Raw genomic sequence first — 21,602 nt, 5'->3', positions numbered from 1 at the left:
GATTCCGGCAGCCGTCGCCGAGATTCGGGTGATCGCCAGCTCGCAGTGGATCTAGCAGTGGATCTGGCCGGATCAATGCATGGCCGATGCCAACCGAACACCGACCCAGACCAAGCGGAGGCTTATAGAGATGGATGTCGCTGCGATCGGGCCAGCGCTGCTGTTGACATTGCTCGCTGGGCTCGCCACCGCGATCGGCAGTGCGATCGCCTTCTTTGCGCCACGGGCCAATCTGCGCTTCCTCGCGGTCGCGCTCGGATTCTCTGCTGGTGTGATGATCTATGTCTCGTTCGTCGAACTGCTGCCCTCCGGCGCCGAGGCCCTCGATGAGGTTCTCGGTGCGGCGCAGACGGCGGCGGTCGCCGCCTTGTTTACTGGCATCCTGCTGGCCGCAGCGATCGACCGGCTGGTGCCACTGGGCTATAACCCACATGAGATGCGCGCCCCGGCTGCCGGGAATGGCGGCGCGCAGGAGGCCGATCACCTGCTGCGCGTGGGCACGCTGACCGCGCTGACGATCACGCTGCATAACCTGCCCGAAGGTCTTGCGACCCTATTGACTTCGCTACAGGACGTCCGGCTTGGGCTTCCTGTCGCCTTGGCGGTCGGGATTCACAATATCCCGGAGGGTATCGCGGTTTCGGTGCCCATCTACTATGCAACGGGAAGCCGCGGCCAGGCGTTCATCTGGTCCGCGCTCTCGGGGTTATCCGAGCCGCTCGGCGCTCTGATCGGGCTGCTGATCTTCTCCAGTTTCTGGTCCCAGGCGCTGCTCGGCCTCTCGTTGGCAGCGGTTGCCGGGATCATGATCTTCATCTCGTTCGACGTCCTGCTGCCATCGGCCGAGACCTATGGTGAGCACCACCTGACGGTCTATGCGCTGGTAGCCGGGATGGCGGTGATGGCCCTCAGTCTGCTGATGCTATGATCCATAGCGCCGGTGATCAGAAGCGCCGCTGATCCGACATCGCAGCATCGGCTGGTGCATTAGGCCCATGCCGCGGACCAAAACAGCCACTTGAGTGCATCACGTCCTCGTTGGCCCACGATCCTCTCGAGAGGCGGCCGCTGACCGCTGCGCAGAGTGGCTGCTGGCCTGCAGCCCGATCGCACGCTAAGAGCGCTGACTATAGCCATTCCGCCTGATCGCCGGACAGAATGCGCCGAACCAGTCAGCACCGATGGCTCAGCCTGTCCGGAAACCAGGGCGGGTGACTATAAAGCCCGCCTCGGCGCTTCAGACAGTCTATAAACCCAAAGCACGCCAATGTTCGGCACGGCAGAGCGGAGGGTCGGGTGACGGCGAGCGGGGGTGTCGACGGCATGGATGCCGTCGTCAAGCCTCCAGGGAGGGATTCACGGCGTCCCCCCATCACTGCCCCCAGCACCGTGACGCAACCCGGAGCGGTCGAGGAAAACCGAAAACCGATTTGAGATGGGTATAACCTTGCGAGGTCTGCACTGCACATGGGTATCGACCGACGCCGCAGATCGGCCATTTTCGCCTTCCTCCTTTCAACAGTTCTCTTTCCAGCGAGCAGCATTATGGCCATCGAGGAACCCGATTACGAAGTGGTTGAGCGCTATCCGGATTTCGAGCTTCGCCGCTATCAGCCCTATCTCGTTGCCGAGACGGTCGTCGAAGGCGATTTCGAGCAGGTCGGCAACCGTGCGTTCAAGATCCTGGCCGGCTACATCTTCGGCGACAACAAGCCAAAGCAGAAGATCGAGATGACCGCGCCTGTGACCCAACGACCGGCTGCGTCCAGCGATGGGACTGACCCCGAGCCCAGGTCTGGCGCCGGCAAGGGCGAGCGCATCGAGATGACCGCGCCGGTGACCCAGCGCCCGGCAACGACATCCGACGACAGGGTAACCAGTGCGACGCAGGGCAGCCGGCATCTGCTGCGCTTCGTGATGCCGAAGCGCTTCACGCTCGAGACACTGCCGGAGCCGACCAACCCAGCGGTCGAGCTGCGCAAGGTGCCGTCGCGGCTGATGGCGGCAAGGCGCTACAGCGGACGTTGGACCGAGGCGAACTACCAACGTCACGAGAAGACACTGCTCTCAGCGCTGCGCGACGCCGGCATCGAGCCGGTCGGCACGCCGATCTATGCACGCTACAACTCGCCGTTTTCGCTGTGGCCGCTGCGCCGGAACGAGGTTCTGGTGGAGGTGGAGCGATCCGAATGAGCTCGATCAGTCAAAGATTGGCTGGCGAGCTGGAAGGCTGAAAGGCGGGTCAGGCCGAGGCGCGACTCCGCTGCACGCCGTTCGCCCGGTCAGGACCTGTCCAGCACTTTGTGCCGTCGAAGCGACCGCAACCGGTGGCCTCGAAAGCGATGAGGAGTTTGTGGACAGATACCCGGCGGCCGAACGGCGTCGGCGATCGAGCTAGCCATGGAGGGCCAGCTCTGAGTGGCCAGCTCTGAGTGGCCAGGTCTGAGTGGCTAACTCTGGGCGGCTAACTCTGGCCGGGGCGGTAGAACAGGTGCCGGCCGATCTGGGCGGTCCGCTGGAATGAGCGCGACCAGCTCGGTTTGACGTAGTTGGCGTGGTAGTAGAGCGCGCCCGCCGTCGGGTCCGGCGCCTGATTGGCGAGCACTCGCTTACTGATCTCTAGCGATTTGCGCCAGGCCTTCGGCTCGGTGGGCTGATCCGATTTGCCATCACACCACCAGGAGAACTGGCAGCGATTGCGCTTCTGGCCGCCCTGCTTGACGACGCCGCAGACCGAGCTGGGAAACCGCGTCGACTCGACCCGGTTGAGCGTGACACGGGCGACAGCGATCTGGCCGGACAGCGGCTCCGAGCGCGCCTCATGGTAGATGTTCAGCGCCAAACAGCGCAGTTCCTCATCAACCGATTCGGTCGCCTTCAGCGCCGGGGCGTCCGCTGTGTTGGCGGCCAGGGGTGGCGCCTGCTGCGGCGCGAGCGCGGTCGTCGCGCTGGGCATCGGCTCGAGCGGGGGCGTTGGTGCCAGCGGCGTGACCTTTGCTGGCCGCGTCTCGATACCGAACAGGGCCCGTGGGTCCTGCATCGGTGCGACGAGCAAAGACGGCAAGAATGCGGCGGTAAGCGCGGTGATGGACAGTGTTTTCATTATGTCCTGTCTCTCGTGTTCAAACTGACTGGGGATATTAGCGTCTTAGAATATTACAAAAACGCGAATTAGGGAAATCCCCTAAGGGATGATCCCAGTCTAGCCGAAATTGCGAGACAGGTCACATTTTTTGGTTGCCCTTCAGTCGCCAAGCTCGTCGGTGTAGCCCTTCGGCGGCGGGGTCCAGCCGCGCTCACTGCGATCGTGCAACTGCAGGCGATCGGTCTCCATCATCTCCTTGAGGGCCTCACCATGCTCGCGGGCACGGGCGAGGTAGGCGCGGTTGCGCGCGATGTCCGGATGCTCATCCCAGACCTCATAGAGCTTCGCCAGGCCGGCGGCGTCATGGCGACGAAACGTCTGCTCCATCTTCTCGACCTTGAATGGATGCAGCCCGAGGCGGCGCAAGGCCTCACTGCCGACCCGGGTCGACGCATCGAAGAGCTCACGGACGGCAACATCTGCGCCGGCCTGCTTGAGCAGGTAGAGATGATTGACGTCGAAGGCGCGAGCGATGATCTGAACATGCGGATAATTGCGGCGGACGTACTCGACCATCTGCACCGCCCGCTCACGGTCATCGATCGCGACGACGAACACGGAGGCCTCAGCGATGCCCGCCGCCTGCAGCAGATCGGGCCTTGAGGCATCGCCGTAATAGGCCTTGATACCGAGCTGGCGGAGCATATCCAGGATCGCGGCCTCATGATCGAGCACGACGGTCCGCACACTACTGGCAAGGAGCATCCGGTTGACGATCTGCCCGAAGCGGCCGACGCCGGCGATGATCACCGTACCGGGCTGCTCAATCCGATCTGGCTCGCGCGCGTCACCGCCACGCAGCCGCGGGAGCACGAGCCGCTCGTAAAGCAGGAACAGCGCCGGCGTGAGCAGCATCGACAGCGCGACCACGAGTGACAGGGTCTTGGCCAGCTCGGGCGCGATCACCGCGTTCTGCTGGCCGAAGCTCAGGAGCACGAACCCGAACTCCCCGGCCGGAGCGAGCGCGAGCGTGAACAGCCACCGATCGCCAGGCTTGAGCCGAAACCAGCCGGCGAGGGCGAACAGCACCAGCCCCTTGACCAGGATCACCCCGGCGGTCAGCGCGAGGATGAGCACGAGATCAGCGGATAGGACGCCGAAATCGATCCCGGCACCGACGGTGATGAAGAACAGGCCCAGGAGCAGCCCCTTGAACGGCTCGATATCGGATTCGAGCTCGGTCCGGAACTCGCTGTTGGCGAGGACGACGCCGGCGAGGAAGGTTCCGAGGGCCGGCGACAGGTCCACCAGCGTCATCAGCAGTGCGATGCCGACCACCAGCAGCAGGGCACTGGCGGTGAAGATCTCGCGCAGCCGGGAATCGGCAATGAAACGGAACAGCGGCCGCGACAAGAAGTAACCGCCCAGCAGCACGGCACTCACGGCGCCCAACACCACCAGCGCGTGCGCCCAGCCGGGCAGCCCGGCGACCAGGCTCATCGATGCCGGATGCGCTGCCTCGCCATGCTCAGCCGCCGCTGGCAGATGACCGTTGACGGCCTCTGCGCCAAGCTCGGGCAGCGCGAGCAGCGGGATCAGCGCCAGCATCGGGATCACGGCGATGTCCTGGAACAGCAGCACCGAGAAGCTCGATCGACCGCCGTCGGTCTTCGTGAGCCCTTTCTCGCTCAAGGTCTGCAGCACGATTGCGGTCGAGGACAGCGAGAAGATCAGTCCGATCGCGAGCGCGAGACGCCAATCCAGGCCGAGAGCCAATCCGGCTGCCGCGATCAGCGCGGCGGAGACTAGGACCTGCAGTCCGCCGAGTCCGAGCAGCCGGCCGCGCATCGCCCACAACGACTGCGGCTGCAGCTCGAGGCCGACCAGGAAGAGCATCAAGACCACGCCAAACTCGGCCACGTGGCGGATGGTCTCGGTCTCGGCGCCGACCAGCCCGAACAACGGGCCGATGACGATCCCGGCGATCAGATAACCAAGCACCGAGCCCAGGCCGAGCCGCTGCGCGATCGGCACCGCGATCACGGCGGCGCAGAGATAGGTGAAGGTCTCGAACAGGATGCTGTCCATGCCTCAGCCCGGCTTGATGATCAGATCGAGGTGATGGCTGAGCGTCGGCAAGCGACGGGCCGCATCGAGGTCGCAGCGGCCGTCCCGCAGCGCCTCGAGCAGCCGTATCCAGTCGCGGACATGTCCGTCGACGCGTCCTTCCTCGACTGCGGTGCGTGCGGCAAAGAGGGCGAATGGCGGCAAATAGATCATGCCGCAGAGCATCGCGGTCTGCTCGATCGGATGCAGCAATTCGCGAATGGTGTAGTGGTTGTAACCCTCGGCGCGGTAGGCGGCCTCGGAGCCACCGGCGGTCAGCGCGTTGAAGAGCAGCTTGCCGCGCAGCGCGGTCCCGGTGCGTCCATAGGCGAAGCCGTGCTCGAGCACCAGATCCTGCCATTCCTTCAGGATGGCGGGTGTGGAGTACCAGTAGAGCGGGTGCATGAAGACGATCACGTCATGGTCGGCCAACCGGCCCTGCTCGCGATCGATATCGATCTGAAAGGTCGGGTACTCGGCATAGAGATCGACCAATGTCACACCAGGTACCTGACCGGTGGCGAGCGCGAGGGGCCGATTGACCTCGGACCGGTCGATGGACGGATGGGCGAGCAGGACCAGGATTCGCTGCTTGAGCAGCGAAGGCTGCCGGGTCTCAGCTCGAGCGGGTGGTGAAGGATCGATCTGCATGCGGGCATCAATGGCGGTGCGCGGAAATAGGAAGAGCCGCATCAGGGCGTTGCCAAGCCATCAGCATCCACCGGTCTCTTGCGGTCGCCATCAGGTGAAAAGTTAGTGTATTCTAATAAAGCGTTACCGACCTGTTGGTCGTCTTCCGGACGCGTTGCGCCGGTCGTCTCCGTGCCTTGAGCAGGATGCGATAGGGTATGCCGCGGCGCCGCCGAGGAGGCCGAAGAAGACTGGTAACCCATCAGCCCAATTCGGCGAGGTGGCAGTGCTACGAAGCGTCGTTCGTTTCCACGCCGTCTGCTGCCGTAGTTTTCCTCGCTGTGTTCGTCGAACCGGCGCTGGCCACCGGCCTGACGTCAAAGCAAGGGGAGTTTCATTGTGAGCTCAGATAACGCAAAGCAGCGGGGCGGCCAACCTGTCTCGCTCGCAACCCTATTAACGCTGGCGGCGATCCTCGCCGCCGGCGTGTTCCTGCGCGGCCAAGCATTTCTTGCCACCGAGGTCGTCGAGCCGCTTCAGGCCGATGCGGCCGACGCCTATGCCTTGGCTCAGGCGCTGAGCAACCAGGGCGCCTACAACATCCTGGCAGCACCGTTCAACGGTGGCGGTGAAGCGGCCAGCGGAGAGACCTTCAGCAGCCTCGGCTATCCGCTGTTCCTCTCCCTGTTCGCCGAGCCGGAGGCCACGACCGGCGGCCTGAACGCCATCGTGATCACGCAGATGGTGCTCAGCGCGCTGGCGATTCTATTGGTTTTCATGCTCACCACAAGGCTGCTGGACCCTTACTGGGGACTGACCGCCGCACTGCTGACCGCTGTGAGCCCGTTCTTGGTCAATATCAGTCTCTATCTGGTCGGTGCAACGGTGCTGATGATCGCACTGCTGCTGTATCTGGTGACGGCCGCCAAGCTCAGCGAACGAGGAGGGCTGATTCGGACCTTCATCGCGAGTGCACTGCTTGGCCTGGCGGCGCTGACCGATCCGACCTTCGAGTTCCTGATCCTGCCTTGGGTGGTCATGCTGGTTCTGTCCACCAAAGGGATCGCCAAGGTGTTGACGCCACTGGCTGCAGTGATCGGCTTTGGGTTGGTATTCAGCCCACTTGTCATCCAGAACCAGAACGCGGGGGATGCACCCGTCGCGACGGCGCCCATTGCTGAGAGCATCCAGCGGGGCTTGCCGCCTGCCACCGAGGACGCGTCCGGCGCGTCCGGGGTCACGACCGAAGAGGCCCAGCTCGGTTCGGCATTCGGTCAGCTCGGTCAGCGCTTCATCGAAGACCCGCGCGGCTTCCTGCGCTGGTACTTCGTCGACAAGACGCAAACGCTCTGGTCATTGGGCGAGCCGACCGCGGCTGAACAGAGCTTCGTCTATCCGGTCTCGGACACGCCTTACGCCGAGAACCCAGGCTTCCTGGCAAGCGAAGAGTTCATGCGCATCCTGCACGGGCCGGTGGTGCTGATCGGCGCCTTGGGTGCGGTGCTGGTCTGGCTGCCGTTCGCGGGTCGACGCCTGACCCCGGCACAGCGTATCGGACTGCGAAGCGTCAGCCTGGTCCTGCTCTACGCGACCATTGCCCATGGATTCGGTGTCGCGGCGCCGCAATACGCAACGCCGTTGCTGCCGATGCTATTCGTGATGGCACTGACGCCGCTCTATCTCGTCACGCTGCCGCGGCGTGAAGCGACCGCGGACAAGGGCCACAAGGAGAAGGCCCAAGAGAACGCCAAGCAGGAAGAATCGGCCGAGGAAGAGTCGGAAGAATCCAGCGAAGGACAGCCGGCAGCGGCCTGATCGGCCTCCGCGCGGCCATCCGCAGCCCCCTCAGCGGGCGCCTCACCCGAGGCGTCCGCTCATCGATTGATGCACTTGGCTCAGCGGCTTGCCGGTGCCCAGATTGAACGGCCGCCAGGATGCCTCTCGCGTCCCTGATCACTGGCCTGATCACGAACAGGCCAGGGCGGCCTAATCTGGCGCGCGAGCGGCTCAATGCGCGAACTGCGGCGCCGGGGATTTTGGCGCCCGGTCGGTGAGCGGCTCGAAGTGATCGACGACCTTCTTGATATCGGCCAGCAGCATCTGCGCCATGTCCTCGCTGAAGCCTTCGCGCACCACGATGCGCAGTACCGCAACGGCTTGGGCGTTCTCGGGCATCGTGTACGCCGGCACCTGCCAGCCGAACTCGCGCAGCTTGTCCGAGATGTCGAACACGCTATAGTGGTCGATGCCGTCGCGCAGCTTGAACGCGAAGACCGGGATGGCGCTGCCGTCGCTGATCAGCTCGAATGGCCCGAGCTCGCCGATACCCTTGGCCAGCGTGGTCGCGGTGTCGCGCAGCGCCTCCATGATCTGCCGATAACCGGCATGGCCGAGGCGTAGGAAGTTGTAATACTGCGCCACCACCTGATTCCCAGGACGCGAGAAGTTCAGCGTGCAGGTCGGCATGTCACCGCCGAGATAGTTGACGTGGAAGACCAGGTCCTCGGGCAGGTCCTCCTGGCTGCGCCAGACCACCCAGCCGACGCCGGGGTAGACCAGCCCGTACTTGTGCCCGGAGACGTTGATCGACTTGACCAGCGGCAGGCGGAAGTCCCACTTCAGCTCCGGGTGCAGGAAGGGCGCGACGAAGCCGCCGCTGGCCGCATCGATGTGCATCGGGATGGCCCAGCCGCTGCTCGCGTTCTGCTGCTCGAGCGCATCATGGATGGCCCCGATCGGCTCGAACTCGCCGGTGAAGGTGGTGCCGAGGATCGCGACCACGCCGATGGTATTCTCGTCGGTGCGCGCCAGCACCTCGTCCGGCTCGATCACATAACGGCCCTGCTGCATCGGGATGTAGCGCGGCTCGATCTCCCAATAGCGGCAGAACTTCTCCCACACCACCTGCACATTGGCGCCGAGGATCAGATTCGGTCTGTCGTGTGGCTTGCCCTCGGCCTGGCGGCGCGCCCGCCAGCGCCATTTGAGCGCCATCCCGGCCAGCATCACCGCCTCGCTGGAGCCGATGGCCGAGGCCCCGACCCCGGGCTCGGGCGCGTTGAACAGGCTCGAGACGATATTGATGCAGCGCCGTTCGATCTCTGCCGTCTGCGGGTATTCGTCCTTGTCGATCAGGTTCTTGTCGAAGGCCTCGGCCATCAGCCGCTCGGCCTGGGGCTCCATCCAGGTGGTGACGAAGGTCGCCATATTGAGCCGCGAGTTGCCATCCAGCATCAGCTCGTCGTGGATCATTTGATACGCGGTATCCGGCGCCATCTCGTGCTCCGGGAGCCGGTTCTTCGGTATCGGTTGCTGCATGCCGCGGCGGGCATAGGCAGGGGCCAGGGTCGCATCGAGCGCGTCGGCGTCGAGGCGGGCGGGCGAGGTCTTCTCCGGCATCAGGGTCTCCACGGCGATCGGCGATGGGCAAGGGGGCGGGCGATGCGGCTGGCGACTGCGCCGGGCAGTGCGGCGCGAGCACGCATGGGCACCGCCGGCAGGTTAGCCGCGCAGCCAATACCGAGCAAGGTAAGGTTTGATGACCGTCAACGAACAGCAGGAGCCCTCCGTGTCCATGCGCATCGCACTGCTCGGTCTCGCGTTGCTGCTCGCCGCTTGCGGCGAATCCCCGACCGGGCGCACTCAGGTCACCCTGGTCCCGGACCAACAGATGGCCGCGATCGGTGAGCGCACCTTCAACGAGATGCTGCGCGCGCAGCCGGTGCTGCGCGACTCCCGGGTCCGCGAGCAGGTTCACTGCATCACCAAGGCGCTGGTCGATGCGCTGCCGGCCCCGCATGGCGACTGGTCGGTCGCGGTGTTCAAGGACGAGACACCGAATGCGTTCGCGCTGCCCGGCGGCAAGATCGGTATTAACACCGGCATGTTGCGCATCGCCTCGACGCCCGATCAACTCGCCGCGGTGATCGCGCACGAGATCGGCCATGTGATCGCCGACCATTCGAACGAGCGCCTGACCCAGCAGCTGGCGGTGCAGGGCGGCCTGATGCTGGTCGACCTGTTCGCTGACGAGCCCGACAGCCTGGCCCACGAGGCGTTGCGCAAGGCGCTCGGCATCGGCGCCCAGTACGGCGTGCTGCTGCCCTACAGCCGGACCCACGAGACCGAGGCCGACCTGCTCGGGCTCGAGCTGATGGCCGACGCCGGCTTCGATCCGCGCGCCAGCCTGACGCTATGGCGCAAGATGGCGGCCGCGGCCGAGGGCCAGCCGCTCGAATTCCTGTCGACCCATCCGTCCAACGAAAGCCGGCTCGAGGACCTCGCCGCCGAGATGGACGCCGCGCTCGCGCGCTACCAGCAGGCGCAGCAGGGCGGCCGTCGCCCGCGCTGCGGCTAGGGCTCCACGCGTTCGGCTGAAGCGGCTTGGTGGCTGCCGCCGCTAGCGGTCTCGACCTGCTGCAGCCGTGCGTCGAGCCGCCGCTGATGATGATCAGTCTCGAGCCGCGCGTCCTCCTGCCGTGCCCAGTCGCGCTGTTGCTCATACTGGGTGCGGGCCGCCGCCAGATCATCCGGCGCCTTCGCCGGCCGCGCTGGGTGGTGGGCTGCGAGATCGGCCGCAGGCGGCGAGCCGGGCCAATCCAGGTCCCGCATCGGCAGGCCGAGCTCCTTGCGCGCGCGGGCCAGATGCAGATCGCCGCGCATCAGCGGGACGTCGCCGATGCCCGGATAATCAAGCCAGGTCTCGACCGAGAGCCAGTCGCCTTGCAGCAGCAGTGCATGCAGCGCATCGCGCGCATAGTCCGCGCGGTGGCCTTCGATCTCCTCCAGCCAGCACAGCAGGCGCCGTGCCGTCGCCGCTGCGCCGCCGCGCGCTCCGGGCGGCACCGCGATCCCGGCGCGGTAGCACAGCAGGCGCGCCTGCTCGGCCCGCAGCCGGTCGCCCTCGACCTCTTTCGGGATCTCATTCAGCGCCTTGGACCAGTCCAATAGCGACTCGCGGTCTCCGAGCATGAAACTGGCCTCGGCCAGCTTGATCAGATAAGAGCCCAACGTGAAGCGCGGCCCTTCGTCGTCGCCGCGCTGATGTGCGTAGGCGTCTTGGAAGTGTGCGCGCGCCGCGGGCCAATCGCCGCGCCGGGCCGCGAGCTCGCCGCGGCTGAGGTCCAGCATATGCCGAGCGTGCTGTCGGCCACTGGCCTCGAGCTGGGCATCGCCTTGGGCCAGCAGCGCTCGGATCTCGGCGAGCGGTTGCTCGATCAGGGCGATGTTGAGCAAGGTCGAGATCGCACTGAAGACGTCTGTCGGGTCGGCCGGCGGTTGGGCCGCGGCCGCAGGCCGCAGCGCCGCAATCGCCTCGGCGCTCTCCTTGCGCTGCCAATGGCTCTCGCCCAGCCAGACCCGCATCCGGGTCTGGGTCGCGAGGTCACCGCGCGCCTCGGCCAACGCCAGCCCTTCGGCTGCCAGCCGAGCGCTTTCGGCATAGTCTCGGGCACGATAGGCGTTGCTGAAGCGCCGCCGAATCCGGTCCAGTTCTCTCTCGCTCATCGCTGTTCGCTGCAGTTGGCCAACTCGTAATCCTAGCAACCGCTCGGCGCAGTTGCCCACTGCAAGCGCGCTCGTCGCCGAATGGACCCAGGCCTTGCCGGAGCCATTGCTCAGGGGCAGTCGCAGAGCTTGGACGGGAGCGACGATGAGATCGGCGTTCGGGCGATGCAGGCCGGCGCCAACGACGACTTCGCAGAGGAGAACCTGGCGCGGCTGGGGCCAGCGCTGGCCCGGGAGCTCGAGAACAGCGCCCGCCGCCAGCAGATGCACGCCGCCAAGGTCTGCTACCGAGCGCTGCTGGAGAGCGCCCAGGACGCGATCCTGGTCGTTGATGCCGAGGGCTGGATTAAGGCGATTTCTGTCAAAGCTCATACCGCCTTGCTGGTCTTTTCGCTCGCCTTCTTCGTCGCGCCGCCGGTCACATAGCCCGGCTATGCTCCCGGCGACGCTCCTCGAAGGCAAACGAACATCCTGCGCAATTCGGTACGAGCTTTTCCGGCAAGCGCCTAAGGTCTTCAACCAAGGAGCCGTGGCACTGACGCGTGCCGGCGATACCTCGTGAGGCCTTGGTTGGCCCAAGTCAGCGTTTGATCTCGACAACTTGTCGTAGTATCCCTGCCACAGTCGGTTGCTGAATGCGCACGCCCAGCGAGCGCTCGGCGTGCTGATGGGCGACTGGCTGGTATCTGGAATGCGTGCCGGTGATCCGGCCGATGCATTGGGCACGAGGGGGAAGACAATGAGACGCGCGCACTTATCCGTGATCGGTGGCCTGGCGCTCGGCATGCTGTCGAGCCAAACCAGCTTGGCCTACGATCTACCGTCCCTGAACCTGGGGTTCACGAGCTTTCTCGATGGGGCGCCGCCATCGGGTCCAGGCTGGTATGCACAGCAGTATGTGCAGCTCTACCGCTCCGCGAGACTCAAGGATGGCGATGGCGACAACAGCGCCATTCCAGACCGCTATGGTCGCTTGCGCACAGCCGAGGTCGACGCCAACATCGGTCTCACCCAGCTCGTCTATCAGTCCGACCAGCCGCTGCTGCTCGACGGCAAGTGGGGGCTCAATCTGATGCTCCCCTATGCCAGCCTGGAGCTCGATCCGGACAACGGCCCGATCCAAGCGAGCGGCGCCAACCTGGGCGACCTGCTGGTCGGTCCGTTCCTGCAATGGGACCCGATCATGGGGCCGAACGGGCCACGCTTCGTGCAGCGGGTCGAATTACAGATGATCTTCCCGACCGGCGACTATGACGCCGACAAGGCGATCAACCCCGGCAGCAATGTCTTCTCGTTCGACCCCTACTGGGCGGCGACCTTCTTCGCAACCCCGAAGTGGACGATCTCCTGGCGGCTGCATTATCTGTGGAACGCCAAGAACGACGATCCCTTCCGATTGCTCGGCGCCGACGATACGCAGGCCGGTCAGGCGGTGCATCTGAACTTCGCCAGCGCCTATGAGGTGATCCCGCAGCGGCTGCGCCTCGGCCTCAATGGCTACTACCTGAAGGAGTTCACGGACAAGCGGATCGACGGCGACCGGATCAGCGATAGCCAGGAACAGGTGCTCGGACTCGGCCCGGGCCTGGTGTATCACCTCTCCAAGCACGATCACCTGTTCTTCAACGCCTATTGGGAAACGGCAGCTGAGAACCGGCCCGAGGGCGGGCGCTTCAACCTGCGTTACGTCCATCACTTCCATTGAGGCGATTCTGTTGAGCGGTTAGACCGTTGACCGGGATACTCAGTCAGCTCGACGGGGCCCAGGCCAGGGCCTCGCGCTTGCCTAAGGCGATTTCTGTCAAAGCTCATACCGCCTTGCTGGTCTTTTCGCTCGCCTTCTTCGTCGCGCCGCCGGTCACATAGCCCGGCTATGCTCCCGGCGACGCTCCTCGAAGGCAAACGAAAATCCTGCGCAATTCGGTACGAGCTTTTCCGGCAATCGCCTAACTGCAAAAGAGAGCGTTGCCTGTCCCCTCCTAGCACCCGTATCCGTCTCGTGACCATGCGCGGAGGGATCCAGGACCGCTCGTCGAATCACTAGCCGATGGGGCAATCCAGGAATCACGAGGCGGCAATGGCGGCCGCTATCGTTTCAGTTCAGTTCGCGGCCGTGGCGCCATTGCCGGGGTGTTCGAGTGCCATTTCGCGCTTGTCGGAAGGCGTGAAGACGAACGCGAACACCACTGAGAAGAAGGCCGCTGCGGTGCCAAGAATCGGGATGGGCAGCATGTAGGGCCCCATCATCCCGCTCACGAACCCCACCGGCAGCAATGCAGCGAAGGTTGCAGCATGCCGGCCGGGATCTTGTCCAGATTCTGCTGCAGCTGATCGTGCACCTTGACGATAGAGGGTCCAAGCGGCTCGCCGACATAAAGAGGACCGTCACCAATCCTTCCTCACGTCTGGCGGTCGAATAGACATGCTCGACGCCGAGAATCTCGCTCAGCAGCGGCTTGCAGCAGACCCGGAGACCTGACCCGAAAGCATGAAGACAGTGTGTCAATCGTGCGTCCACACCGGCATCGGCGCCTTGTTTCCAGAAAACGACAGCGTTCTGTATCGATCACGCGTACACTGCTGAGCGGCGTTATGCCGTACCCGATCCGGTTGGGCCGGATGAACCACCACGTTTAGGAAAACAGAGAGATCACGATGAGATTGTCGATCAGTACGCTCACGACGGGCATCGTTCTAACTGCACTCTCGCTTCCCGCATTCGCAATCAATATGGGTGACATGATGAACCCATCGAAATGGATGGGCGGCGATAACGACGATGACCGCCGGAGCGATTATCCACCGCCTCCAGGCTATTACCCTGAGGCCTATGGACCAGGGTACGGCGTCAATCCCGGCTATGGCGCACCGATGAATCAAGGGCCAGCAGGAGGAGGCGGCTATCCAGCGGCAGCGCCCGGCTATGGCGCGGCACCCGCGACCGTACCCGCGCCTGGTTACAGCCCGGCTGCCGGGCAAGGCGTTGCGCCGAGCGGACCGGCCCCCGGTTACCAAGGTGGCAACTACCCGCCAGCCTATGCCCCAGGGTCCATACCAGGCTATGGCTATGGCCCCTATGGTCCGAACCCGGGCTACTATGGCCCCGGTTATGGATACGGGCCGGATTCCGGTTATGGACCAGGATACAACAGAGAGGGTGACAACGGCGGCGGCTTCAATCCGATGAAGATGATGCCAAATCCGACGAAGATGTTCGGCGGCAGCCGGGATTGATCGTTCGCCAATAGGCGGGCGGTCTGACACAACAGGCGCTGCAGGGTGCAGCGCCGTTGGTTGAACTATTTCTCGATCGTCTCCGGGGACATTGGCGTAGCCGGTTTCTCAGGCGCGCTCAGCGGAGAGAAGGGCGGCTGCCAGCCGTAGCCGAGATAAGACCAGGAATACGGCCGATAGCCACGGCGCCAGTAAGACTGGCGCCAGTACGGCCGGTGCCAACGGTAGCCTGGCCAGCCGAGATAACGTGACCGGTACCACCCAGGGCTCCACCAGCCCGAGCCCGGGCCCCACCAACCGGGACCGCCCCAGCCTCCCCAGCCGGTACCAAAGCTGAATCCGCCGCCGAAGAAACCGAAGAACGCCTGTGAATGCAACGGAACCGATAAGAGAACGGTTCCGAGCAATGCTGCCGCAAACACCGAACGCTTGCTCATGCTCTCCCTCCTGCCAAGGCCGACTTCCAAACCGCCGCAACAGCCGTTTGCATGCGCGATGCTGCGCCGACGCCGAGGTCCGTTCCTGTCTCCCGCGCTAGTCGCTTCATGAACTCGCTCGACGCAGGCCATTCAGGCGCGGACCCGTGTTATCAGTTTAGTAGATAATCAAACACTGATCTTTTGAGCCGCTATCGAGCCTGCCGCTTGGTTCGCGCAAGTTTCTGATCACTTGCCCGATACCTGCACGTCCGAGCTGTACGCTCCCGAAACCACCACTGATCAGCAGGTCTGACAGCCTTCTACCGGCAAGCCTCGCTGTAACCAGCCCGGACCAGCAGTGCTGCCGATCATTCCTTCCTTGATGTTGTAGACATTAGTAAAGCCCATCTTCGCTAATGTCTTCTGTGTGTAGGTGGTCCGGTTGCCGGTTCGACAGATGATGGCAATAGGCGCATCCTTGTTGCCATCTACGGCGGCCAGGATTTCATCCACGAAGGTCCTTCGCGTCATATCGATGGGTAATGCCCCCTCGGCGATGCCAGTCTGACGCCATTCCCCGGGCGTCCTGATATCGATCAGCGTGATCTCGCCCACTCGCGACTTCTCAAAGGCTTCTGGGGCGGACAGGGTAGGGCCAGCGTCAGCGGTGCAGGCGGCGACGAACAGGGCGGTGAGAACCGCGAAGATGGCCAGACGAACGAAACGCAGTTTAGACATCGCTCTCTCGGAAGGTCAGCACAACTGACCTCGGAGATCGGGCCAAGTGCATCGAACCCAAGGAGACAGCGTTTGGGGTGGCTGGAATTGTCGAGGCTTGTCGCCACCAGCGCCGCGACATCGGCTTCCATCGGTCACTCAAAGTGACTCTCGACGATGCGCTCGACCTCGGGCAGCTCGGCGAGCTCCCGCAGTACGTCGGCAAAACCCGGCTGATGCGTGTGGCCGATGACCAGCACCTGATCGAGCGAGCAGCCGATGCGCCCGGGTGAAGCAGGGAAGAACCGGGTGCTGGGATCGATACGGCGGACCACGGAGACCGGGCGGTCGTCACTTGGGACGCAGAACTCATAGCTGAGCGCGCGCTTGCCATCGGGCGGCCCCACGAGGCCATTGGCATCCAACGCCGACAGCTCGACATCGAGCACATTCCCACGGCGGCCAGCTTGACCTGGGCCAAGTGCATCGCCGGCCACGGATGAGCCAGGCAGCCCGAGCAGCAGCGCCAGAACCGGGGCGAAGAACATGAACTAAGGCACTGAAAAGTTTGGTGGGCGCGGCTGGGTTCGAACCAGCGACCCCTGCCGTGTGAAGGCAGTGCTCTCCCACTGAGCTACGCGCCCCGAGAGGGGATAGAAGCGGAAGAGTAACTTGCGGCCGTTGCGCGGTCAACCGGCCGATTCCGCGTCGGCTCGGTCGAGTGGACGAGGGATCACGCTCTTGAGCTCTCGACGAGCTCGGCGAGCATCTGGCGGCAATAGCAGACCTGAATCGAGTAATGTCCTTCTCCGGGTCGCTCGGTGAGGCTCGCCGCAGGGATCTGTTTGGCGTACCAGCGTGCATGCTCGATCGGAACGGTGCCGTCGGCTTGGCCGTGCCAGATCCGCACAGGAAACTCGATCTCTTCGAGGCGCATTCCCCAGTCGTGGGTGTAAAGGCGAAGGTCGCGGCGGGCACCAGAGGCGCCGTTGCGCATCGCATCGGCGATGGTGCGGTTCAGGATTGCACGAACCTTTGGGTCTGACAGCACCTGCCGGTCCGCTAGTGGGGCAGCCAGGCTGCGGCTGTTCTCAACCAATGCTGGCCAGCGTGCGAATAGGGCGGTCGTCGGGGCGCCGAAGAGGAGGTCTGCAAGCCACTGCGGCTGCTTGCCAACTCCGAGGTTCAGCCGGATGGCCCAGTGCATCTGGTTCAGCTGCTCGGTGCGATAGATCGCGCCGAGCGGGCAGACCAACAGGCAGGCGCTGACGCGTCCGTGCAGCGGATGGGCTTCGCATTGCGAGAGACGCCAGGCACAGGCGAGCATGTAGGGGCCGCCGCCGGAGACGCCGATTAGCGCGAAGCGCTTGAGCTCTAGAGCATCGGCGAGCGCTGCAACATCATCTGGCCAATCGATGATGCACCGATCAGGGGCGGGATCACTGTCGCCATAACCCGGGCGGTCAATACTGATGAGCCGCACGCCAAGCTCACGAGCAGCCTCGTGCATCAACCTGGCCTCTTGACGCGAGCTCGGGAATCCATGGGCATAAAGCGCAGGGTAGCCGTCCTCTGCGCCGAAGCGAGAGAACGCGATGCGCCGACCGGAACCGGTCGTGACCAGCTCCGGCTCAGTGCCTGGTGCTCGCCTTTGGTTAGCTGCGAGTGCCATATCGAACCGATCAGGGCTCCCTGGTTTCTGAGGCCTGCCGGTGCGCGCGCTCTTGGACTGTCACTGACAGGCCGGGCTGCGCTCGGCGCTAAGCTCGAGGATCTCGAGACGGTGATTGCCGCAGGGATGCTCTTCGGACGGTCCCTGGGTCAGCAGCGCGAGGCCCTCGGTGATGCCGTGGTCGGCAAGCCACTCGCGGGCATATTCGCTCCAGTCCGGCCGGTCGCCGTCGACGTCCACGGCCATCACGCCGTACGAAAACTTCAGCGCTTGGCTGGTTGCGGGGACCGGACTGAACGCAAGGACCAGGCAGGGCAGCCGGAAGCGCGCGATGCTGCGCGCGGTGTTGCCGCTTCGGGTCGGCACGATGACGGCCTTCGGCGCGCTACGCTCAACGGTGTGGTAGACGCTGCGGGCGATCAGGTCTACCGCACGCAGCTGGCGGCCGTCGCCGTAGGCACCGAGCGCCTGTGCGAGCAGGCGATTGTCACGCTCGGGCTCGATCGCGGCAGCGATGTTGTGCAGCATCGCGACCGAGTCGACCGGGAAGCGTCCCATCGCCGATTCGGCCGAGAGCATCACGCAGTCGGTGCCGCCGAGGATGGCGTTGGCGACGTCGGTGGCCTCAGCACGGGTCGGACGGCGCAGCTTGACCATCGATTCGAGCATCTGCGTCGCGGTGATCACCGGCTTGCCGAGCAGATTGGCCTGCTCGGTGATCCGGCGCTGCGCCACGGCGATGGTCTCGATCGGGATCTCGACCCCGAGATCGCCCCGCGCAACCATGATGCCGTCGGCGGCCTCGAGAATACCGTCGAGATTGTCCAGCGCCGAGGCGCGCTCGATCTTGGCGATGATGAACGGGGCATAGCCCAGCGCCTGGGCCGCGTCGCGCACCGCTGCGATATCGGCTGCCGAGGCCACGAACGACTGGCTGACCGCATCGATCCGATGCTCCGCGGCGAAGCGCAGCCACTGGTGGTCGTCCTCGGTGAACGCCGAGATACCGAGATCGATGCCGGGCAGATTCAGGCCCTTGCGCGAGCTGAGCTCGCCGCCTGCACGCACGTTGCAAATGACGTCGGTCTCGGTGACCTCGATGACCTTGAGCAGGATGAAGCCGTCGTTCAGGAACAGCCGGTCGCCTGGACTCACTGCAGCCGGCAGTCCGGAGAAGGTCACGCTGACCCGGTCGCGCTGACCGACGCCAGGCTCGGTGGTCAGGGTGAAGGGTTGGTCCCGGACCAGCTCGATCGGCTCCTCGGCAAGATCGCCGATGCGCATCTTCGGGCCTGGCAGGTCGCCCATGATGGCCACGCGGCGTCCGACGGCGCTTGCGGCGCTGCGGATATTGTGGATGAGCTCCGCATGATAGGCCGGGTCGCCGTGCGAGAAATTGAGGCGGGCGACATCAAGGCCGGCCTCGATCAAGGCGCGCAGCACCTCCGGATGCTCGGAGGCCGGGCCAATGGTGGCGATGATCTTGGTGCGTCGATTCGGGATCAGCATAAGTAGGCTCGATAACAGGTACAGCAGCGGGCTGCGGACGCATACCAGTCTACGTGAAAGGTTTTACACCTTGGCGAACCCCCATGGGTCTGAGGCGATTGCCGGAAAAGCTCGTACCGAATTGCGCAGGATTGTCGTTTGCCTTCGAGGAGCGTCGCCGGGAGCATAGCCGGGCTATGTGACCGGCGGCGCGACGAAGAAGGCGCGCGAAAAGACCAGCAAGGCGGTATGAGCTTTGACAGAAATCGCCTGAGGTCTGAACGACCATGCCGATGGCACAAACGGCATCTCGAGCGCGTCGATTCGGCCGCTCCTGCACCGGCACGGCACCGGCACTGCACCGGCACTGTAACGGCCCAGGCCCTCGCTCAAGCGGGCATGGCTCCGGGATCGCTATCCGGTTCGGTGCCGTCCGAGAGCCCGCGGGCCTCGGCGCGAGCGGAATACAAGCGGATCGCAGACCAGCCGATCAGCCGGGTAACCGTCGTCATCGACAGCGAGCCCGCCGGGACCATCAGCAGCGGCTGCATCCCATAGGTGGCGAGCAGCGACGGCGTGGCGGCACCAAGCCCGGTCGCGCCGACCACGGCCACCATCTCCGGGACCCGGGCGATCTCATCAATGTCCTCGCCGAAGACCTGAGCGATCTCGAGGATCAGATAGAGGTGCATGCGGGTGAGCATGCTGCCAGCGCCGACGACACCGGTCAGCTTCAGCGCCTGGCCGACACCAGGCAGCAGCCAAGGCATGTTGAGGAGCGCGCCGCCGAGCAGCGAGAGGCCGGTCTTGGAGTCGACCAGGCGCCGGGCGAGCTGGTCTGGAGTCTCCTCGGGGTGGCGCTCGGCCATGAGCCGGGCGACTCGGCGGACCTCATTCTTGCGCAAGCGAAGGAAAAAGTAGAAGAATTCCTCGACCGCGAGCGACTGGTGGCGCGGGACGAGGGCATCGGTGTCGGTCGGTTCCGCAGTCATCGGGGCTGCCTCGGGTAGTTCGGATCGCTTTGAAGCCAAGACGGATCGTACCGCGGTTCAGCCAGGTCTGATTGGTCATGCTGCGATTCGCCTCCAGATCTATGATGAGAGGGGAAAGGGCTTGTGACTGCTGTTCCCCACCCGACGAAGAGACGCGGGTCGATCAGAGATGACACTGTGATGAAGACCGTTGCCGACATTGGCCAAGAGCACCATCCGATTCTATCGGGCAAGGCGCCCGCCTGCTCTAGCGGCCGTGGACTGCGCGGCCGCGTCTGCGCCGGGCTGGGGCTGATCACTGATGAATGAGCTTGTTGTCCAAGGTCTACCGTACCAGGCCGCGCGCGAGCTGACCTGGTCCTATCGGCAGCTCGAGCATCCGTCGCTGGCGGCGCGGCTCAGTGACGTGATCGCCTCGCCGATCGGCGAGGGCATGAAGCTGCTTCCGCGCGACTGGCGCAAACGCATCGACCGCACCGTCGAGATGAGTATGCAGCAGGCCTTGCAGCTCGCCCTGTTCTCGCTCCGCGATCCACCGCCCGAGCAGATGCCTGCGTCCTCGCGCCTCGGCCACAAGCTGATGGCGACCGGGTTTGGCGCCGTCGGCGGTTTCTTCGGTCCGCTGTCGACGCTTGCCGAGCTGCCCTTTACCACGACCCTGATGATGCGCTCGATCGCCGACATCGCTCTCAGCGAGGGCGAACAGCTGCGCAGCGACATGGATGCACGAATGGCCTGCGTGCAGGTCTTCGCGCTCGGCGGCCGCACCCGCGACGACGAAGACGCCGAGGTTGGCTATTACGGTATGCGGATCACGCTCGGGCTGCATTTCGAGAGCGTCATCGAGTATGTCGGTAAAACGGAGGGGCCGCACATCCCCGGCATCATCAATCTGGTGCGGGCGGTCGCGGCGCGCTTCGGGGTCGTGATCTCGGATAAGTTCGCTGCGCAGATGGTACCGGTGGCCGGGGCGCTCAGCGGCGCCACCCTGAACCTGATCTTCATGAACCACTATCAGAACGTCGCGCGCGGGCATTTCATCGTCCGCCGGCTCGAGCGGACCTATGGCGCCGAGCGCATTCGCGACGCCTATCGCCATCTCGCTGAGCTCGAGCAGGCCGAAGAGCGCGCGTTCAGCCCGATCGAGGGCTGGTGAGCCACCGAATGGCTCCCGCGGCTTGATCAATCAATAACCTGCGCGAGTCACGCAGCCGTCTTGATAGGGCTTCAACAGATGAGGCGGGCGGCGCTTGGCTAGGAGAGGCCCTTCGCATCCTTGGTCTTGGCCTTCTTTAGACGGGCACCCTTGAGCTTGGCGCGACGCAGATCGGCCTCGGCGAGATCGCTCTCGCGCAGATCGCAGCCACGCAGGTCGGCCTGACGCAGCTTGGCCCCGTTCAGATTGGCGCCCTTGAGATCAGATTTGCGCAGATTGGCCCCATTGAGGTGCGCCTTACGCAGATCGGCCTCGCTGAGCTTGAGCTCACTGAGGTTCTGATCGTCGAGGTCGACATTGCTCTTGCCTTTCTTGCGTCGTTCCTTGACCCATTTGTTGAAGCCGCTGATATCCCCTTGCTTCAGCATCTCGACGGCCTTCTTGTGTGTCATCGCCATTGCTCCAGACAAGCCGCTGCCAATCGTGCGCGCCAACCCAGAGACTAGCAGATCGGTCTCAGCCCGCGTTGGCCGATCCACTCGCGAAGGCTGGCGCCGCCGGGATCGGGCGTCTATGCTCGGCACAGTGTTCCGTCGAT

General features: G+C 64.4%; 22 protein-coding genes and 1 tRNA gene. 9 read left to right on the top strand and 14 right to left on the bottom strand.

All coding sequences use genetic code 11. The features are described from left to right. The first annotated feature begins 130 nt into the window (after window positions 1–130). Both zupT and CKO40_RS18275 read left to right on the top strand, forming a co-directional pair. Window positions 131–928 carry a zinc transporter ZupT gene (gene zupT / locus CKO40_RS18280; protein WP_200347885.1) on the top strand — a complete coding sequence of 266 codons (798 nt, stop codon included), beginning with the start codon at window positions 131–133 and terminating at the stop codon, window positions 926–928. Between the two features lie 617 nt (window positions 929–1,545). Next, the gene (locus tag CKO40_RS18275; RefSeq protein ID WP_200347884.1) at window positions 1,546–2,193 is read left to right on the top strand and encodes an SOUL family heme-binding protein; all 648 of its coding nucleotides are present in this window, start codon (window positions 1,546–1,548) and stop codon (window positions 2,191–2,193) included. A gap of 271 nt (window positions 2,194–2,464) precedes the next feature. Here the strand turns inward: CKO40_RS18275 and CKO40_RS18270 are convergent, their stop codons facing one another. The 3 genes from CKO40_RS18270 to CKO40_RS18260 all read right to left on the bottom strand — a co-directional run bounded on the left by CKO40_RS18270 (window position 2,465) and on the right by CKO40_RS18260 (window position 5,842). Then, the gene (locus tag CKO40_RS18270; RefSeq protein ID WP_200347883.1) at window positions 2,465–3,103 is read right to left on the bottom strand and encodes a cell wall hydrolase; all 639 of its coding nucleotides are present in this window, start codon (window positions 3,101–3,103) and stop codon (window positions 2,465–2,467) included. Between the two features lie 141 nt (window positions 3,104–3,244). After that, window positions 3,245–5,173 carry a monovalent cation:proton antiporter-2 (CPA2) family protein gene (locus CKO40_RS18265; RefSeq protein WP_200347882.1) on the bottom strand — a complete coding sequence of 643 codons (1,929 nt, stop codon included), beginning with the start codon at window positions 5,171–5,173 and terminating at the stop codon, window positions 3,245–3,247. 3 nt (window positions 5,174–5,176) lie between these two features. Further along, complete coding sequence (locus CKO40_RS18260) at window positions 5,177–5,842, bottom strand: NAD(P)H-dependent oxidoreductase (RefSeq protein WP_200347881.1); 666 nt, start codon at window positions 5,840–5,842, stop codon at window positions 5,177–5,179. Window positions 5,843–6,220: 378 nt separating this feature from the next. Here CKO40_RS18260 and CKO40_RS18255 point away from each other — a divergent pair, with 378 nt between their 5' ends. Next, window positions 6,221–7,636, top strand: coding sequence for a glycosyltransferase family 39 protein (locus CKO40_RS18255; RefSeq protein ID WP_200347880.1), 1,416 nt, complete (start codon window positions 6,221–6,223; stop codon window positions 7,634–7,636). Window positions 7,637–7,828: 192 nt separating this feature from the next. Here CKO40_RS18255 and gad read toward each other — a convergent pair whose 3' ends face one another. Beyond that, on the bottom strand, window positions 7,829–9,220 hold the full coding sequence (gad, locus tag CKO40_RS18250; RefSeq protein WP_200347879.1) for a glutamate decarboxylase: 1,392 nt from the start codon (window positions 9,218–9,220) through the stop codon (window positions 7,829–7,831). Window positions 9,221–9,359: 139 nt separating this feature from the next. Between gad and CKO40_RS18245 the strand changes: the two genes are divergently transcribed. Further along, a complete protein-coding gene (locus CKO40_RS18245; protein ID WP_200347878.1) occupies window positions 9,360–10,178 on the top strand; it encodes a M48 family metallopeptidase in 819 nt (272 codons plus the stop codon). On the opposite strand, the gene CKO40_RS18240 is transcribed toward CKO40_RS18245, so the two are convergent. Further along, the gene (locus CKO40_RS18240) at window positions 10,175–11,326 is read right to left on the bottom strand and encodes a hypothetical protein (RefSeq protein ID WP_200347877.1); all 1,152 of its coding nucleotides are present in this window, start codon (window positions 11,324–11,326) and stop codon (window positions 10,175–10,177) included. The two genes, CKO40_RS18245 and CKO40_RS18240, sit on opposite strands and share 4 nt — an antisense overlap. A gap of 81 nt (window positions 11,327–11,407) precedes the next feature. Between CKO40_RS18240 and CKO40_RS18235 the strand changes: the two genes are divergently transcribed. Then, window positions 11,408–11,752 carry a hypothetical protein gene (locus CKO40_RS18235; protein WP_207173721.1) on the top strand — a complete coding sequence of 115 codons (345 nt, stop codon included), beginning with the start codon at window positions 11,408–11,410 and terminating at the stop codon, window positions 11,750–11,752. Between the two features lie 313 nt (window positions 11,753–12,065). Further along, the gene (locus CKO40_RS18230) at window positions 12,066–13,031 is read left to right on the top strand and encodes a SphA family protein (RefSeq protein WP_200347875.1); all 966 of its coding nucleotides are present in this window, start codon (window positions 12,066–12,068) and stop codon (window positions 13,029–13,031) included. A gap of 395 nt (window positions 13,032–13,426) precedes the next feature. Here CKO40_RS18230 and CKO40_RS24985 read toward each other — a convergent pair whose 3' ends face one another. Continuing rightward, window positions 13,427–13,558, bottom strand: a complete 132-nt coding sequence (locus CKO40_RS24985; protein ID WP_276570833.1) for a hypothetical protein — start codon at window positions 13,556–13,558, stop codon at window positions 13,427–13,429. Between the two features lie 510 nt (window positions 13,559–14,068). Between CKO40_RS24985 and CKO40_RS18225 the strand changes: the two genes are divergently transcribed. Beyond that, complete coding sequence (locus CKO40_RS18225; RefSeq protein ID WP_200347895.1) at window positions 14,069–14,560, top strand: hypothetical protein; 492 nt, start codon at window positions 14,069–14,071, stop codon at window positions 14,558–14,560. 65 nt (window positions 14,561–14,625) lie between these two features. On the opposite strand, the gene CKO40_RS18220 is transcribed toward CKO40_RS18225, so the two are convergent. The 7 genes from CKO40_RS18220 to CKO40_RS18190 form a co-directional block, all read right to left on the bottom strand. Next, entirely contained in the window at window positions 14,626–14,997 is a 372-nt protein-coding gene (locus tag CKO40_RS18220) for a hypothetical protein (RefSeq protein ID WP_200347874.1), read from the bottom strand. Window positions 14,998–15,279: 282 nt separating this feature from the next. Beyond that, the gene (locus CKO40_RS18215; RefSeq protein ID WP_200347873.1) at window positions 15,280–15,717 is read right to left on the bottom strand and encodes a rhodanese-like domain-containing protein; all 438 of its coding nucleotides are present in this window, start codon (window positions 15,715–15,717) and stop codon (window positions 15,280–15,282) included. A gap of 134 nt (window positions 15,718–15,851) precedes the next feature. After that, window positions 15,852–16,244 carry a hypothetical protein gene (locus tag CKO40_RS18210; protein WP_200347872.1) on the bottom strand — a complete coding sequence of 131 codons (393 nt, stop codon included), beginning with the start codon at window positions 16,242–16,244 and terminating at the stop codon, window positions 15,852–15,854. Window positions 16,245–16,265: 21 nt separating this feature from the next. Next, a tRNA-Val gene (locus tag CKO40_RS18205) sits at window positions 16,266–16,340 on the bottom strand. Window positions 16,341–16,429: 89 nt separating this feature from the next. Then, a complete protein-coding gene (locus CKO40_RS18200) occupies window positions 16,430–17,293 on the bottom strand; it encodes an alpha/beta fold hydrolase (RefSeq protein ID WP_338074217.1) in 864 nt (287 codons plus the stop codon). 135 nt (window positions 17,294–17,428) lie between these two features. Then, window positions 17,429–18,877 (bottom strand): pyruvate kinase, encoded by a 1,449-nt coding sequence (gene pyk, locus CKO40_RS18195; protein WP_200347870.1) that lies wholly within the window; start codon window positions 18,875–18,877, stop codon window positions 17,429–17,431. Window positions 18,878–19,245: 368 nt separating this feature from the next. Continuing rightward, window positions 19,246–19,848: a hypothetical protein gene (locus CKO40_RS18190; RefSeq protein WP_200347869.1), complete on the bottom strand. Its 603-nt coding sequence runs from the start codon at window positions 19,846–19,848 to the stop codon at window positions 19,246–19,248. A gap of 180 nt (window positions 19,849–20,028) precedes the next feature. Here CKO40_RS18190 and CKO40_RS24980 point away from each other — a divergent pair, with 180 nt between their 5' ends. Further along, entirely contained in the window at window positions 20,029–20,157 is a 129-nt protein-coding gene (locus CKO40_RS24980; protein WP_276570832.1) for a hypothetical protein, read from the top strand. Further along, window positions 20,150–21,004, top strand: coding sequence for an EcsC family protein (locus CKO40_RS18185; protein WP_200347868.1), 855 nt, complete (start codon window positions 20,150–20,152; stop codon window positions 21,002–21,004). Before CKO40_RS24980 ends, CKO40_RS18185 begins: the two co-directional genes overlap by 8 nt. Before the next feature lie 98 nt (window positions 21,005–21,102). Here the strand turns inward: CKO40_RS18185 and CKO40_RS18180 are convergent, their stop codons facing one another. Continuing rightward, a complete protein-coding gene (locus CKO40_RS18180) occupies window positions 21,103–21,456 on the bottom strand; it encodes a pentapeptide repeat-containing protein (RefSeq protein ID WP_200347867.1) in 354 nt (117 codons plus the stop codon). Between the last annotated feature and the right edge of the window lie 146 nt (window positions 21,457–21,602).

The sequence above is a fragment of the Halochromatium glycolicum genome (assembly GCF_016584085.1).
GTDB classification, from domain to species: Bacteria; Pseudomonadota; Gammaproteobacteria; order Chromatiales; family Chromatiaceae; genus Lamprobacter; species Lamprobacter glycolicus.
The sequence above is the reverse complement of the archived record's forward strand: the minus strand, read 5'-3'. Positions and strand labels throughout refer to the sequence as shown.